General features: G+C 66.3%; 16 protein-coding genes and 2 pseudogenes. 4 read left to right on the forward strand and 14 right to left on the reverse strand.

From position 1 onward, the window contains the following. Nucleotides 1–88: 88 nt before the first annotated feature. On the reverse strand, nucleotides 89–424 hold the full coding sequence (locus tag OID54_RS03075; RefSeq protein ID WP_329013529.1) for a hypothetical protein: 336 nt from the start codon (nucleotides 422–424) through the stop codon (nucleotides 89–91). Here OID54_RS03075 and OID54_RS03080 point away from each other — a divergent pair. Then, nucleotides 416–686 (forward strand): annotated as a pseudogene (locus OID54_RS03080) (ornithine decarboxylase); the annotation flags it as partial. The gene OID54_RS03075 and the pseudogene OID54_RS03080 overlap by 9 nt on opposite strands. 191 nt (nucleotides 687–877) lie before the next feature. On the opposite strand, the gene OID54_RS03085 reads toward OID54_RS03080, so the two are convergent. Next, nucleotides 878–1,177 carry a hypothetical protein gene (locus OID54_RS03085; RefSeq protein ID WP_329028031.1) on the reverse strand — a complete coding sequence of 100 codons (300 nt, stop codon included), beginning with the start codon at nucleotides 1,175–1,177 and terminating at the stop codon, nucleotides 878–880. Between the two features lie 259 nt (nucleotides 1,178–1,436). On the opposite strand from OID54_RS03085, the gene OID54_RS03090 reads away from it, so the two are divergent. After that, nucleotides 1,437–2,183, forward strand: coding sequence for a hypothetical protein (locus OID54_RS03090; RefSeq protein WP_329013531.1), 747 nt, complete (start codon nucleotides 1,437–1,439; stop codon nucleotides 2,181–2,183). A gap of 71 nt (nucleotides 2,184–2,254) precedes the next feature. On the opposite strand, the gene OID54_RS03095 is transcribed toward OID54_RS03090, so the two are convergent. From OID54_RS03095 to OID54_RS03140, 10 genes and pseudogenes are all read right to left on the reverse strand, one after another. Further along, complete coding sequence (locus OID54_RS03095) at nucleotides 2,255–6,031, reverse strand: DNRLRE domain-containing protein (protein ID WP_329013534.1); 3,777 nt, start codon at nucleotides 6,029–6,031, stop codon at nucleotides 2,255–2,257. Nucleotides 6,032–6,915: 884 nt separating this feature from the next. Further along, nucleotides 6,916–7,053, reverse strand: a complete 138-nt coding sequence (locus OID54_RS03100) for a hypothetical protein (protein WP_329013536.1) — start codon at nucleotides 7,051–7,053, stop codon at nucleotides 6,916–6,918. Continuing rightward, nucleotides 7,032–7,163: pseudogene (locus tag OID54_RS03105) on the reverse strand (transporter); the annotation flags it as partial. The gene OID54_RS03100 and the pseudogene OID54_RS03105, both read right to left, overlap by 22 nt. A 75-nt stretch (nucleotides 7,164–7,238) precedes the next feature. Next, on the reverse strand, nucleotides 7,239–7,463 hold the full coding sequence (locus OID54_RS03110; protein ID WP_329013538.1) for a hypothetical protein: 225 nt from the start codon (nucleotides 7,461–7,463) through the stop codon (nucleotides 7,239–7,241). Nucleotides 7,464–7,763: 300 nt separating this feature from the next. Beyond that, nucleotides 7,764–8,147, reverse strand: coding sequence for a hypothetical protein (locus OID54_RS03115; RefSeq protein ID WP_329013541.1), 384 nt, complete (start codon nucleotides 8,145–8,147; stop codon nucleotides 7,764–7,766). A 125-nt stretch (nucleotides 8,148–8,272) separates the two neighbouring features. After that, a complete protein-coding gene (locus OID54_RS03120; RefSeq protein ID WP_329013544.1) occupies nucleotides 8,273–8,614 on the reverse strand; it encodes a hypothetical protein in 342 nt (113 codons plus the stop codon). 60 nt (nucleotides 8,615–8,674) lie between these two features. Next, nucleotides 8,675–9,448 carry an IS21-like element helper ATPase IstB gene (gene istB, locus OID54_RS03125; protein WP_329013546.1) on the reverse strand — a complete coding sequence of 258 codons (774 nt, stop codon included), beginning with the start codon at nucleotides 9,446–9,448 and terminating at the stop codon, nucleotides 8,675–8,677. Next, nucleotides 9,448–11,043, reverse strand: coding sequence for an IS21 family transposase (istA, locus tag OID54_RS03130; RefSeq protein ID WP_329027230.1), 1,596 nt, complete (start codon nucleotides 11,041–11,043; stop codon nucleotides 9,448–9,450). Before istA ends, istB begins: the two co-directional genes overlap by 1 nt. Before the next feature lie 352 nt (nucleotides 11,044–11,395). Then, a complete protein-coding gene (locus OID54_RS03135; protein ID WP_329013549.1) occupies nucleotides 11,396–12,235 on the reverse strand; it encodes a hypothetical protein in 840 nt (279 codons plus the stop codon). A 72-nt stretch (nucleotides 12,236–12,307) separates the two neighbouring features. Continuing rightward, complete coding sequence (locus OID54_RS03140; protein WP_329013551.1) at nucleotides 12,308–12,526, reverse strand: hypothetical protein; 219 nt, start codon at nucleotides 12,524–12,526, stop codon at nucleotides 12,308–12,310. Nucleotides 12,527–12,597: 71 nt separating this feature from the next. Between OID54_RS03140 and OID54_RS03145 the strand changes: the two genes are divergently transcribed. Both OID54_RS03145 and OID54_RS03150 read left to right on the forward strand, forming a co-directional pair. Then, the gene (locus OID54_RS03145; RefSeq protein WP_329013553.1) at nucleotides 12,598–13,254 is read left to right on the forward strand and encodes a DUF6000 family protein; all 657 of its coding nucleotides are present in this window, start codon (nucleotides 12,598–12,600) and stop codon (nucleotides 13,252–13,254) included. 2 nt (nucleotides 13,255–13,256) lie between these two features. Continuing rightward, the gene (locus OID54_RS03150) at nucleotides 13,257–13,658 is read left to right on the forward strand and encodes a DUF5958 family protein (RefSeq protein ID WP_329013555.1); all 402 of its coding nucleotides are present in this window, start codon (nucleotides 13,257–13,259) and stop codon (nucleotides 13,656–13,658) included. A gap of 69 nt (nucleotides 13,659–13,727) precedes the next feature. Here the strand turns inward: OID54_RS03150 and OID54_RS03155 are convergent, their stop codons facing one another. Both OID54_RS03155 and OID54_RS03160 read right to left on the reverse strand, forming a co-directional pair. Continuing rightward, on the reverse strand, nucleotides 13,728–14,189 hold the full coding sequence (locus OID54_RS03155; protein ID WP_329013557.1) for a hypothetical protein: 462 nt from the start codon (nucleotides 14,187–14,189) through the stop codon (nucleotides 13,728–13,730). After that, on the reverse strand, nucleotides 14,176–14,412 hold the full coding sequence (locus OID54_RS03160; protein ID WP_256923795.1) for a hypothetical protein: 237 nt from the start codon (nucleotides 14,410–14,412) through the stop codon (nucleotides 14,176–14,178). The genes OID54_RS03155 and OID54_RS03160 overlap by 14 nt, the downstream gene beginning before the upstream one ends. Nucleotides 14,413–14,416: the final 4 nt, after the last annotated feature.

A 14,416-nucleotide genomic window follows, 5' to 3' on the forward strand; every position in this document is an offset into this window, starting at 1 on the left:
AGGCCGCCGGCGCCTGGCGCACCGACCCCACCGTGCGCGAGTCGGCTCCGGGCCGCATGTCCGTGAGGTGTCGGTTGCCCGGCCGACGTCAACGTGTCAGCAGGACTGCGATCTGCGCCCGGATGTCGCGCAGGATCTCGTCGGCGCTCGCGGCGACGTTCACGCTGGCCGCCATCGCGAGGAACATCACGGCGGACACCACGCGCGCCGTTGTCGCTGCGTCCGCCTCGCCGACCCGTGCGTCCCGGCGCAGCACGGCGGCCACGGCCTGCTCGGTCTGCCCGGTGATGGTGAGGGCCTCGTGGTGGTGGGGTTCAGTGGGGTCGCCGAAGACCATCTCGCGCAGGTAGACGCGCCCGTTGTCGACCGACGGGTGCTGGTGGACGAATCCTGTCGGGAGGAAGTGGGGATGGATATGGATCATTCGCAGGCGCCGGTGCTGAAGGCGCTGGCCGCGTACCATGCGACTGGGCAGGTGCCGTTCACCCCTCCGGGGCATCGGCAGGGCCGGGGCACGGATCCGCGGGTTCTGGAGGTGCTGGGCGAGGCGGTGTACGCCGCGGACGTGCTCGCGTCCTCGGGGGTTGGATGACCGCAAGAGCAGCCACCGTGTTCTGGAGCGGGCTCAGGAGCTGATGGCGGACGCGGTCGGGGCGGAGCACACGTTCTTCGCCACGGCTGGGAGTCCGAGCCGACCCCGCGCGGGCGGGGACGACACTCGGCAGGCACTTTGGCTGGCGCCCGTCACGGAGAACGACTCCTGCACGGGCGGGGGTGAGCTGGCTGGCCGGGCCACAGTCGGCAGCCTCCAGGCCGCCCCATCACAGGCCGAGTCGGCGTGCCGGTCGGCCCGTCCCGGATCGGGTGCGGTGTATGCCTACCCCGGCCCTTGTGCGTGGAGCTCGTCCACGCACTGCTCGGGCACGGCCCAATCCCGGGCGACCATCAGGCCGGGCCTGGGGGTCGGACCACCGGCCCTGGCATTCGCCCGCCGGATCTCTTCAGCGATCCGCTCGCAGTCCACCGCCGGCACCGTGGCGGTGATCGGCTCGCGCCGCCCGGACTCCTCAGTGCCGGATGGTTCTCCGGCCCCTGACGAGGTGACAGCGGCGGTGGCGGCGAGCCCACCGAGGCAAGCAACCGCCCACAGCACGACGATCCCGGCACGGACGTTCACCACCCGACCGAACCGTTCACGGCGCCGACGGCCGCCGAGTCCGCCCCGCTCGTCCTCCTGGTGCCGCCGCCTGTTCCCACGGTAACCCCCTCTGCCCGGCCGGTTCGGGGCCGTCCCGGACCAGGCAACAACCATAGTCCGCCACCGGATCGGCGGGGTCAGCCGGCCCCAACTCACAGCTTTGTCAGCTCACTTGACTGTTCTCCGCGTGCCGAGGGCGGCCACAACAGGGCCCCGGAAGCCCAGTAGGCTGCCGCACATGTCGGATCATGAGAACAGTCGGCGCGCGGAAGCCGACGGCGGAGTCGCACGGGTCGAAGCCGCCTGGAGCCGAATAGTTGAGTGGCTTGCCGAGCGCGCTCCCCGCTCGTATGCGCAGCTGTTGCCACCTGCCACCGACGCCGGAATACGCGAGGCCGAGGCCACGCTGGCTACATGGGCCTGGTTCCCGGAGGGCGGTGAACCACCGACGTTTCCGGAGGAGTTGCGGGCGCTGTGGCGGCTGTGCGGGGGGCCTGCGGAGCCCGAGGAGGAGATTCCTGGCGATGAGGAGGGGGAGCTGTGGCCGGGGCTGGTCCTGCCGCACGGCATGTTCCTGCCGCCCGTGATCGCTGCTGAAGCCCGCGTCGGCCTTCAGGGCGTCGGTGATGAGGGGAACTGGAAGCCGGAGCGGCACCGGCATCCGGCGTACAGCGTGCCGTGTGTCACCACTGAGTGGCCCCGGCCGACGGCGGGACTGTATGTCGACACCTCATACGGTCCGGCCCGCGGCTCGCTGGGCCGGTTTTCCACCTTGACGGGCTATGAACTCGAGGCGCCATCCTACCCGTCTGTCGCCGACTACCTTGAGGCGGTCGCCGGGGTTCTGATCTCGGGCACCGGCTCTCTGCCCGACGGCAAACAGGACAGGCCAGCGATCAGCCTGGGCTGCTTGGTCTGGCTCCTCCCAGATCGTCCGCGCCTGTCCTATGCCCCGTGGGAACTGGTCCACTCCCACCACCGATAGCGGGCACGGAAGCCGAGGGCCCTTTCTCCCTCCTTCGGGCAGGAGGGAGAAAGGGCCCGTGTCCCGGTCGGTCAGGGCTTGGTCATCACACAGACGAGGTCAGCCGTGGTGGTATTGCACGTCCTGAACCAGGCGTTGCCCGGGTCGAGCAGATACGCGTCCTTGTCGATCAGCCGGAACTTCGACGAGAAATCGCTGCCGAACCGGCGCATTGAGCCCTGGTTGACTTCGCCCGACATGGACGACCTGCCGCATTTCTCGTTCCAGGTCGGCGGGTCGTACCGGGTGTCGTCCAGAAGGTGCTCGCTGCCGTTGTCGACTTTGGCCGCGACCGTCTGAAGGCACTCACCGCCGCCGTCTCTTCCTGCGGGCATCAAGCCACCGTGGGAGGAGGGCAGACCGGCCGACTGGTAGGTGGCAGCGAACGGGAACTCGTCACAGTTCACCTCGTCCTTGCCGTTGCTGGTCAGCTCAGGGTGCAGGAACGTCCACGGGTGTTTGACGAAGGTCTTTTTCGGTACGTACCCGCCGACACGCTTGCCCCCGTACTTGGCGCACATCACGTCACGGGATGTGTCGGTGTCCCAGCCGCTGGCCGCCCGGGCGGGGGGAGGATGGTAGAGCAGCGGCTTCGTGAGGATGACGCCCAGTCCCTTCGACGCGGACCGGTTCTGCACCACCCAGGCGTGCGCCGCCGCGGCCGGATATTTGGCTGTGTTGAACTTGAACGTCGGGATGTACTGCGACAATATGCAGCCCGGTGCGCCGTAGGACGCGACCTTGTCGCAGCGGACCGTGAGCTCGGGTGCTATCGCGGGGACGTGGTTTCCCCACTCGCGCTTCCTACCGTCCGGAGCAGGCGGCGGATCCACGCCGGGCATGGGCTGGGTGATCAAGTACATCGGCAGGTTCTTGGACACATGGGTGTCTCGCCCGAGGGTGGCGTCGTTGACCTTGCCATTCCAAGTGTGGTTGGACGTGCCGGTGCTGATGTGGGTGTCATTGGGCTGGTTGCCGTTCATGCCCCCGTTCCAGTTCAGCGAGCCGTGGAAGTCGATGGGTTTGCCTCCGGCCCCGTTGTTGCAGCCGTCGCTGTTGCACATGATGTCGATGTATGCGCCCGGCGCGTCGGAGCCGAAGATCACCGCTTTATCCACAGCGGGGAAGGTGTTGCGGATCGGGACCAACTGGAGCCAGGTCTTGATCTCACTGGTGTGCGGGTCGGTCTTGACCTGGAAGTGGGTCTCGAAGTCGGCCGTGTACACGATGTCGGGGACACCGGGAAGGGTCTTGCTCCGGGCCTCGTAGCGCAGGTCCATGAACAGGCATGCTTCGGTACGAGTGAAGAGTGACTTCTGGGCTTCGCCGAACAGACTCGGCTGGCACCAGGGTTTGTTCACAATGGGGTCCGGGCGGGTGGGTGCCCGCACAGCCTTGGCGGCCATGGAGGCCGCCAGGGCGGACTGCTCGGCCCTCGGCGTGATCGTCACCGTGCTGGTGCCGTTGCGGACGACGCGGGACTGCGAGCCCTGCTTGTACAGCGGATGCCGCTGTGGCTCATCCGTCTGGACCGGAATGGGGGAGGTCGTGTCCGGTTGCGGAAGAGTGATGTCGAGCTTGGGCGGGCGGTTGTAGTTCCGGTTTCCTGCGGTGAAGCCGTAGTCTCGGATCGGGCCGACGTTGTCGGCGCGGTCGACGCTACGGGTCTGTACTAGGTGGTTGCCGTCGGCGGCCGGTGCGAGGGCGTAGGACGCGGTGTTCTCCACGGCGCGTGCCACTGGGGCCGTCGCGGCGACGCCTGTCCAGTTGGCGTCGGGCGCGTCGTCCTCGTACGGGTCGAGCCGGTACTGCACCTCACGGGCGTCGGAGACGCCGGTGTTGACGTTGAAGGTGCCGGAGACGCCTGCTCCGCCGCCGCCCCAGTTCTCCGGGTAGGTCGCTGATGTGATGGTCTTCGGTTCTCCGGGGGCGGTGGTGTCGACGACGAATTCGCGCCAGGGGGACCAGTTGAGGTTGTAGTGGGTGCCGTCGTAGGCGTTGGTGCGGAACTTGTACGTCTTGCCATTGACCAGCTGCCCGGCGGGTACCTTCACGGAGGCCCAGGAGCCGGGGGTGACGAAGCCGGAGACGATCACGCCGTCGCCGGCAGGGGTGGTGATGGGCGTGTTCGTGGCCGCGTCGTAAACCTGGAAGGTGCCATTGACCGTGTCACCGTCGGCGTCGGTGAACTTGTCCCGCAGTGTCGGCGTGGTGGTGTTCACCGCCCAGACACCCGCGTAAGACTTGAACGGGGCGCCGGCCTGCTGCGCGGTTCCGTCACCGGGCCGGTAGTTCCAGGTGACGGTCAACTTCGGCGGGTTCGCCGTGGCGTTCGCGGAGTTGACGCGTTTCCACGCTTTGACGTCGTCCGTGAGCGCGCGCAGGCCCATGTAGCCCCTGCCGTCCAGGGCGGAAGACCAGCTCTGCACGAGGGTGGTGACGTCTGCGCTGATCCACCCGTCCGGGGCGGTGGTGCAGGAAGGATTCCCCTTGGTCTGGGTGGAGGAGTGGTACTGCTGCTGCCATGTCGGCTGATTCGTCCACCGCGAGGCGGTGGAGGAAGCGGTGGTGTCCCAGACGGTCCACTGCTGCGGGGTGCAGTCGGTGTTGCCGGAGTGGAAGTTCCACAGGCTGAGGTCCGCGTTCGTGATCAGGGCGTCCTTGAACGGTGCGGTGTTCCAGGTGATGAACGACCTGGCGCTCCGTAGCGTCCCGTCGGGGTTAGTGGTGCCGGGGTTCCCGAAGTCCAGCTCGACGTCCGTGGACAGGTCGACGGTCTCGCCCTGCTGGACATAGGTGTCGAAGGCGTTCGACAGGTTCGACGTCGAGGGGTCGACGGTCACCGGGTACTTCGTGTCCGGGTCGGCCAGGAATCCAGCGTCCGGCGTGATGACGAGGTCGAACGCACCGCCACCCTGGTCCACGACCTTCATGTCCACCCGGTGCCGGTTGGTGTGCTTCCCGGAGACCTTGTCGACCGTGGCGTCCCACATCACCGGCGCGGGCATCACCGCCCGCTTCGCCCCGGTCTTCGGGTCGGTGAAGGTCACTGACCCGTCTTTCTGGGGCTCGGCTTTCAGGCCCTCGGTCCTCAGCGGCAGCGTGTAGCTGTAGCCGCCGGCGGCGGGCCGCTGGTTGATGTTCACAAACTGCTCGAACCCGGTCCGGGTCGCCTGCACCACCACGTCTGCCCCAGGCACGGCGTTCCGGTATGTCGCTCGGGTGCCTTCAAGTTGTGGTTTCGGCAGGCCGCCCTTCCACTGCAGCGTGACCTGCTCCTCGCCGCTGCCCAGGGTCACCAGATCCTGGCCGGCCGCAGCCCTGGCCGCTTTCAGCGACGGGGCGGGCGTGCCGCCGCCGGGTGCGAGCCTAAGACCAGCTGGGTGGGCCCGGGAGACCACCTGACCGTCCGCGTTCGTGGTGAGCGTGGCGTCGACGTTCACCCATTTACCGCCGCGCTGCATCCGCATCGGGCCCGAGTTCACATCTGAGGTGAGCGACCCGTCCGGGTTGGCATGGGTGAGAGTGGTGGCTGTGGTCTCGTTGGGGACGAGAACCCTCTTCCCCGCCCTCTTCGCCTTCGCGAGGGCCCAGGGGATACCGCCCTTACTGTGCTTGGCCGCCCACGCGAGATCCGCCCTGGCGATGTCCGCGGCACTCGGCTGTGGGGCCTTGGAAACCGTCTTGCCAGGCGCCGACGGAATGGTCTCCATCGGTGGGACAACGGCTATGGCTGTGCCGCCGGTCGTCAGCAGCACCGTACCTAAAGCAATGGACAATGTCCGCTTTATTCTGGAAGAATCAGGCAAAACAGAACTTCCCCCTCCGCCCGCCCAGGTCGCAAGGCAGGCCGGTAGACCGATTGATTGCATCGAGAACGCTTCTACGGCGACCGCCGATGAGCAAGGAAAAGATCTGGCCAGGGGCGCTCATTACCCCTGGCCGCGCGCCTAGTCGTGATCTTGCCCACGAGGATTCAGCCCGGCAGGCAGCACCGCGGCGCTGGTGCGCTATTTTGTGCCCTTCTAGAGGGCGATATCCCCTAAAATTCCCAACAGCAAGTCCCATACGAGATTTCAATATGTATCAGCATCATCTGCACCCAACGGGCCGTCAATTTCTCTCCGACGAAGAACTCCGAAATGGCAGGGGAACACGGCTCGCGCCCTGCAACGCCACTCGGTGTTTCGCGAACGCCTAGTTCACACTTGACCTGCAGAAACCTGCATGTGCCATCGAAGCTCCTGCTGAGTCGCCAAGGTGCCCTCATCTGCCCCCTGTCACCAGGCATCGACCGACAATCGGTGAGCCCGGTACCGGCCAGCACGGGACCTCGGGACTTCGCCCGCCCCGGGTGTTCTCCACACGGACAGTCTCCGTAGCTAGAGAGAATCCGTCGTTGCGAGAAACTCGTCCTGATTACGTTGACCGACCACGCAGTGATAGCTGCGGACGGTTGAACGACGGCCGAGGAAGGCGCACCACGTCCTCATCAGAACAGCGAGCAGCACAGGACGATATCGAGACCAACTCCCCGGTGACCGCCCCGGCGAGAAACCCCGCATGCGCGGGGACCACCAACTCACGGGGTGTCGGGCGCGTATGAGTACAGGAACATGAGACGGTTGCGTCGGTGGCTGGGCGTGCCACGGCGCCCCGTCGGCGGCAGGGTGCCGTTCGGGGGTCCGGAGCTCTACCGGCGGGTGTGCTGCGGGAGCTGGCCGAGGCGGTGAACGAGGTCCTGCTCGGTCTGGAGGACAATGTGGTCACGGCGCACCGCGAGCAGTACCGCGCCTACCAGCGGCTGCGGATCACCCTTGGGTCGCTCCACAGGATCCGCCCGGCGGCCTCGGCTCCCAGGCGGTCGCGCACCAGGTGCTGGAGCTCCGTCCGGTGGTCCATTAGCCAGGACAGGTAGAACAGGCCCTGGTGGATCCCACCTTCTCTGAACTGGGGAGGATGGTCCAGTTCACCAACCTCATGCCCTTCGGGCCCAGTGCCGCGTGAGGGCCTGCCTCACTCGTTCATGGGGTCTGTGCGGTATAGGACCGGCCGGTCCTGCACCTTGACCAGCAGGCCGATGCCCGCGAGATCGCGGGGGATCCGTCGTGTGTGCTTTTCCTCTGGCTCATGACCGGCGTCGCGCAATGCGGTAAGCGCGCGCTGAGTGTCCCATAGGCCGCGAAGCGCGCGGATCGTCTTCTCCAGACTGCCGCGCTGGCTCGGTCGGTGATCGCTCACGGGTAAACCCTCAATTTCATGCGCTGTGCGTCTCATCGTCGCTACGCAGGCAGGCGACGTACGCGTCTGACATCCAGCGCCGTGTATTACACGGCGACCATGGAAAGCCAGCCAACGTGGCGGAGAACGGGCACCACGCGTAGGTGGGTGAAGGCGATCACGGGTGTCTCATCGTCCTCAACCGGGAAGGGCAAGGCGTGCTGCAGACATACATCGTCCTGCGGATCATCCACGTCGCACCCGGGAACCTCGACACGGCCGCCGGCCGAGTGCAGAGCAACGCCCGGACGCGCGGTCAGGTCACGCAGCTGCTGGAGACCATACTTGCCTGCCAGTTGCGCCGTAGTGAGGGACTTCTTGATTCTGGGGGCGTTCCCCGTCCACCCAGGCAGGGAAGGCCATGATGCGCAGGGTGGTTGTGTTTCCCGGCGCGCACGCGATGCCGACGCGCAGCCGGTTGTGCAGGTTGGATAGCGCTGCGGGGATTTCGGGGACGACCGTGGGCTTGTAGAGCACGAGATCACGTTCACCGTTGTCCCAGCGGGTGTCGTGCACGGTCAACAACGGGCTGCCGGGAAGGCGTAGTTCCCACTCAACGGCCGAGCCCGTCGCCGAGGCCCCAGCGCAAGTCGTACCCGGCTTCTCATCCAGGGATGTGCCGCGCTCCAGGGTGAGATCGTCCATCAGTCTCATGATCTGTGCTCTACCTCCGCATGTGACGAGATATTGTGGACGTTCGCGTAGTTCGCCAGGGGTAAGTTCACGTAATTCCCCAGGTGCCCGCCTGGCCGGGCTGGTGACTCTTCTTGTCAGAGGTCGACGCGGTGCTCGGCAGCCGATGGATCATCGACCGATCCGTAGCGCAAGATGACGTGGGCCGGGCGGAACGGGAGGTCGTGCAGGATGGGGGCCATTGCCGCGAAGAGTGCATCGGCGTCCGGTCCGTAGGCGTAGAGGACCACCTCGCCGCCTCCGTATTCGTTTCCGTCGAACTCGCCGACCTCGGCTTGCTCGATCGCCTCGGTCAGCAGGGTCTGGGCCTGGCGGACGGCCTCCCGTTGGCTGGGTTCGCCGAGGCCGTCATCGGCCAGTTGGTAGCGGGCGATGACGGCGTGCTCAACGTCGGTTTCTGCTTCGTCTGTGTCGGCCATGCGGGAAACGATCTCATCCCGGACCGACATCGTCGTCGGCCAGCGGTCCGGGACGCGGTCCTAGGTGATCGTGGGCTTGGCCGGCCTGTCGGTGGGGTTCTTGGGTCGCTTGTTCGGGCGGTAGCTGGGGCCGTTCATGATGACCTGGTGGCTGGTGTTGATCAGCCGGTCCAGCAGCGACTCGGCGACGACAGGGTTGGGGAAGAGCGGATACCAGTCGCTGGGCGCCCGGTTGCTGGTGATGATCAGGGACCTGCCCTGCCGTTCGCTGACCAGTTCGTAGAGGTCAGCGGCCTGGGCCGCTCCGAGCTGGCGCATGGCGAAGTCGTCGAGGATGAGCACGTCGGGCCGTACCAGTTCACGGATCCGCTTGTCCCAGGTGCGGTCCGCGTGGCGGCCGGCGAGGTCCGCGAGGATCCGGCTGGTCTTGGCGAAGCGGACGTTCGCGACCTGGCGGACGGCGAGGTGACCGAGGGCCTGGGCGACGTGTGTCTTACCGACCCCGACCGGGCCGAAGAGGATGACCGACTCGCCCGAATGGAGCCAGTGCAGGGCCCCGAGATCGCGGATCTGGGCGGCCGGGAGCTTCGAGGAGGCGGTGAAGTCGAACTCCTCCAGGGTGACCTGCTGCTCGAACTTCGCCCGAGTCAGGCGCCGTTGGAAGGCGACGGTCTCGCGCCGGGTGATCTCGTCCTGGCAGAGGACCTGCAGGAAGTCCAGGTGCCCGAGCTCGCCGCCGTGGGCCTGGGCCAGACGGGCATCGAGGGTTTCCAGCATCCCCGAGAGCCGCAGCGACTTCAGCGACTCACGCAGGGCAGAATCCATCACGCTCATCAGATGCTTCCCTCAACTTCGCCGTGGACCTGGTCGTCGTGGATCTCATCCGCCGTCTCGGACGGGGCGACGGAGGCGAACAGCCGCTTGGGCCCGTGGAGGAAGGCCGCGGCTCCCGCGTCCCCGCTCGATTCGGGCTCCGGATCGGTCTCGGTGCCGGCGATCAGGATGCCCTTGATGGTGCGGTAGGACGGGTCTCCGATCGTGATGGCCCTCGCGCAGGCGGCCTCCAGCCTCGCGTCGCCGTACTTCTTCTTCAGCCCGAGGATGCCCTGGGCGGCGCGGAGCCGGTAGAGCGCGTTGACCTCCAGCAGCTGGTCGACGACGGTCCGGCAGGCATCCCCGACCTCGGATGCCTGGGTCCGGCACCAGATCGGCGTGCGCATCTGGAAGGCGATCTTCTCCGGCGGGTAGTCGCTCCTGTCGGTGCGTTTTCCCTGCTCAAGTGCCACGTGAGTCTTGACCAGGTCGCCGTCGAGGAAGACCTGCACCATCGTGGCGGTCGAGCGGACGTCGACCCGGCGGCCGATCAGTTTCCAGGGCACCGAGTAGAGGGTGTGGCCGACCTTGACGTGGATGTCCGGCCCGACCACCGCGGTTGACCAGCGGGCCAGCACGAACGGAGTGGGCGGCAGCGGCAGCAGGGTCTCGGCTTCGATGGCCTCGAACACTGCCATCGGGGCGGCTCCCTGCAACGGTCGGCACTGCCGTCGGCCGGCCACCTTCTGACTCCAGGTCACAGCCTCGGCCTGCATGTGCTCGATCGAGGTGAACTCCCGCCCGCGCCAGAACGAGTCCCGGATGTAGGGCATCGGCCGCTCGACCCGCGGCTTGTCCTTGGGCCGGGCAGCGCGAGCCGGATCGACCAATGCCCCGTAGTGGGTGGCGAGCTCGGCATACGCCTTGTTGATCTTCGGATCGTAGAGATCGGGCTTGTCGACCCCGGTCCGCAGGTTGTCCGGCACCAGCCGCCGCGGGACGCCCCCGAAGTAGCGGAAGGCGGCGACGTGGGCCTCGGTCCAGGCGTGCTGGTGCAGGTAGAGGACCGGGCGGACGAACATGTGCCGCGAGCACGGCAGCACCATCACGAAGGCCCAGATCCGGTGGCGCTTGCCGGTCTTCGGATTGGTCCACTGGCCGAGGTGGCCGTAGTCGATCTGGGCCTCCGAGCCCGGCTCGACGTCATCGCGCAAGACCGTGACCTGCCACCTTGTCGTCTCATCGGGCAGCGTGGCGTGCACCCACCGGCGGAACGAGAAGATCGACACGTCCAGCTTGTGCTCGTCCCGCAACCGCTGGTGGATCGTGGAGACGGTCACCGTCCCCAGCAGATTCTTGATGTAGCCGCGGTGCTGGTCGATCTCAGGCCACGTGATCTGCCGCAGCCGCCGGTCAACGAGCTCGGGAAACCATCCCTTGATCAGCTTGGCCCAGTCGGCCTCCCGCATCGGCGGCCCGCCCGGAGCGATCCCGGACGCCTCCGCCGGCTCCAGGTACTTCCTGATCGTCTTGCGATCCACCCCCAGCGACGCGGCCAGCTCGCTCTTCGAGCGGCCCGCGTACCAGTGGACGTAGATCTCGGTGATGTCGACCACGACGAACGTTCTCCTTGCCATCCGGGCTGACCATCGGCCTTCCGAACCACAGGCCCAGGGCCGCCCACACGCCTCCGCGATGACCAGGTCCCTCGATCCCGAACTCCGTCGTACCCATGGCCAATTAGGAGAAGTCGGGATGAGGAATTACATGACGCTCAAACCACCCGAGATAGGGAAAAACGTGAACACTCACAGATATACCCGGTGATGTGCATCTGGCGCATAGAACGTACCGCTTGCGGCGTTCATGCAGTAGGAGAACGATCCATGTCCACGTGCTGCAGATCTCCTGCTGTTGCAGCTGATTTGGCAGTGCAGGTGACCTTGGACAGGTTTGTCGCGCGGAACTTCAGCACCCAGCAAAGTCGGGGGCCCATGTGAGGAGGATCCCGCTGGCCTCCGCGAGTGAGGTCCACCTGGGATCAGTCGGCTGTTTCTCCAGCACCAAGACAGGACGCATTCGACCGCACGTCCTCGCCAGTCGGAGCTGATGGGCATAGTCGAGGACCTGCCCGATCCCCAGTCGAATCTGCTGGTCTTCGCTCGCACCGGTCAAACTCTTGACCTCGGCGATGAAAACGTCCTCGCCGCGTGACCAGCCTGCGTCGAAGCGGGGAGCGTTACGAGCGTGTCTGCGGAGTTCGATGCGCTGGCGTGCCAGGTGTTCGATGAGTGCCGCGATAATCGACTCATGTGCCTTCGTGCCCTTGTCGAGGTGGGCAAGGTCGAGCGCCAGTGCACCCGACTCGTGGCGGCCGACTCTGTGTTGCTGAAGCGGACCGCCCAGAATCCCGTCTCCGGCCTGTGGCAGGACGAGGACGTGATCGTCGCTGCTGTGTGCCCGTTGCAGCTCTCGGCAGCGCGCGGCGTGTCCGCCGATCAGGTCTGCGAAGCCGTCCCCGTCCACGACACATACGTGGTGTCCGCGATCTCGCCACTCCGCCGCGCTCACCAACTTCTGGCTGTACTCCCGGTGCGTGTCCGTCACAACCTGGCTGGCGAGATCGCCATGGACGAAGACTGTGATCTTGCGGGAGAAGTCCGGCTTCCAACTTGCGCCAAGCTGCTCGGCTATCTCCCTGCAGTCCTTTCGGACCGTCCACTCGCCGTCGATGAGCACTTTGCCCGTGAAACAGAGCGTCTGACCGCTGAGCGAGTGAACCCAGCCATCGCAGATCTTGCCGTCCATGAGACCCCCCTCTATGTCCTCGCGTGCATCTTGCCGCATAGCGCCGCCAAGAGCTGGAGCCTCGGGCGGTCATCATGAGGATGGTGTCCTCCTGACGGGAACGCCAAGATCGACGACGACGGATGAGCGCCGGTCGATTTGGGTGAGCTTCTCCTCCGCTCCAGCAAGGCTCATCTGCAGCCCTTCCACTTCGCCGAGCCATCCCTCGCGTTCGGCCTCGGCGATGCGGGCGAGGAGGTTGTCGCGGATCTCGACGAGCCGGTCACGCTGGGCGGGGTCGGGCCAGAGCATCGGGCAGCGAACACAGGCTTCTCTGAACCAGCAACTACGGTCCGTTGAGGCAGTCGGCAAACCTGTGGCACATGAGTACCGTCCCGGGCCAGGATGCGGCTATGCGTGATGTCCAGAGCGATCCCGAGTTGCAGGATCTGGTTCGGCGGTTCGTCACGCCTGGTCGGCGATACCTTCGGTTGGGCGGGAGCGTTTTCCGGTTGAGCCCGGTCGAGCGCTCCGCGTTTGTGCGGGATCTGGCTCAGGCTGCGTACGAAATCACTCCGGTGGAGCTCGGCGTCCTCTTCGAGGGTGGATGGCGCGAGCGCAAGACTGCCGCCTGGCTGGTTGCTGTGGCCCACAGGTCCGAGTTCCGCGAGCTCATAGGTCGGCTCCTGCTGGCCAGCGAGGGGCCGTATGCGGGCGCGGCATACTGCGTCGCCCTTGCGAAGTTCGGTACTGCAGCGGATGCCGAACTGCTCAGCGCATACCTTGATCACTACTTGTCGCGTCCCGACCTCGACTACGACCAGGCAGTCGTCCTTGGGACGCTTCTGTACCTCGATGAGATTCTCGGCTCCGAGTACACGACACGGTTCCTTGCCCCGGCCGGCCCCTGGGACCGATGGCTCGAAGTCCGGGCCGTGGCGGCTCTCGACCCGCATGACTGTCGGCAGGCCGTGCAGCAACTGTGCGCTTTCGTCGACGAGACCGCTGAGGTCTTCGCCTCGCTGGCCTGCGGGAGCTGATCATGACCGAGCGGGACATCATCCTCAACGAACTTGCCCAAGGACTGCGCCCGATGTCACAGGGCATCGAGTGGTTCGACACCCACAGCCCGGAGGAGCAGGCCGAGATACTCCTGTTCCTGCGCCACCACTGCGTGCAGGCGCGCGCCCTCACCGAAGACGGACCGGAGAGCATCCGACGTGCCGGGCTGCGCCCGACGCACACCCCGGCGGTCTTGATCACCTGCTGCCCGATCGACCAGCAACTGGGGAAGATCGCCGGCCTCACCCCTGTCGACGAACGACGCAAGGCGTTCCGGCTACTGGTCGAGGTCCTCGCGGTCGCAGACGAACGGCGCCGCGAACGCTTCTGCTCCGGCGGATGCGGTCACTGGTGGCACAACCTGCCCGTCGCCGACGGGTGAGGACGAGTCCCCCGCCGCTGGCCTCCGCCCCTGGACTCCATGTGCGGCAAGACGGACTGACGGCAGTGTTCATGCGCTCGTGTCGTCGGCGGTGGAGTCGATCACCGCGCTCAGGGCCTGCAAGGCGTCATCGTATTGGTGGCGGTCGAACTGGAACGGACCGAATGCCACGTAGTCGCGGGTCTTGCGGTGGGGTTGCTCGAAGGCGTCCCAGGTTACGAGATCCGCTGTCGCGGTGATGCGGGCCATGAGCGGCCAGCACCCCCACTCACCGCATTCACAACCGAGGACGGGGGTCTTCGGCCCCATCGCGCTAGTGGAAAGTCCGAGGAAGTGGTCCTGCATCGGGCCGAACCGGAAGAACTCCGGAATCAGACCACCGTAGGCATCACCTGCAGGCTGCATTCCGGCCGCGATCTCGTACTCATCGATCAGCTCGGTGAGTGGTGCTCCGTCGATGTGAGGGACGACCACGAGCAGACCCCTGTCGCCACAGTGCTGGCAATCGAACCGGATCTCATTGCTGATCATCCCGCGATTGTCTCAGCGACCCCGCTCCCTCCTTCTGGGCGGGGTGAGCCGGGGCCTTGCGCGACATGCCGAGGTTGATCGCCACGCTGCCGGGCGCGGAGTCGATCTGGTCGATTCTGGATTCGGCGCCGGCGAGGCTGACGCGCAGGCCCTCGATTTCGCCGAGCCAGCCCTCTTTCTCGGCTTCGGCGATCCGGTCGAGGAGGTTGTCGCGGATCTCCACCAGG

The sequence above is a fragment of the Streptomyces sp. NBC_00690 genome (assembly GCF_036226685.1).
GTDB lineage: Bacteria > Actinomycetota > Actinomycetes > Streptomycetales > Streptomycetaceae > Streptomyces.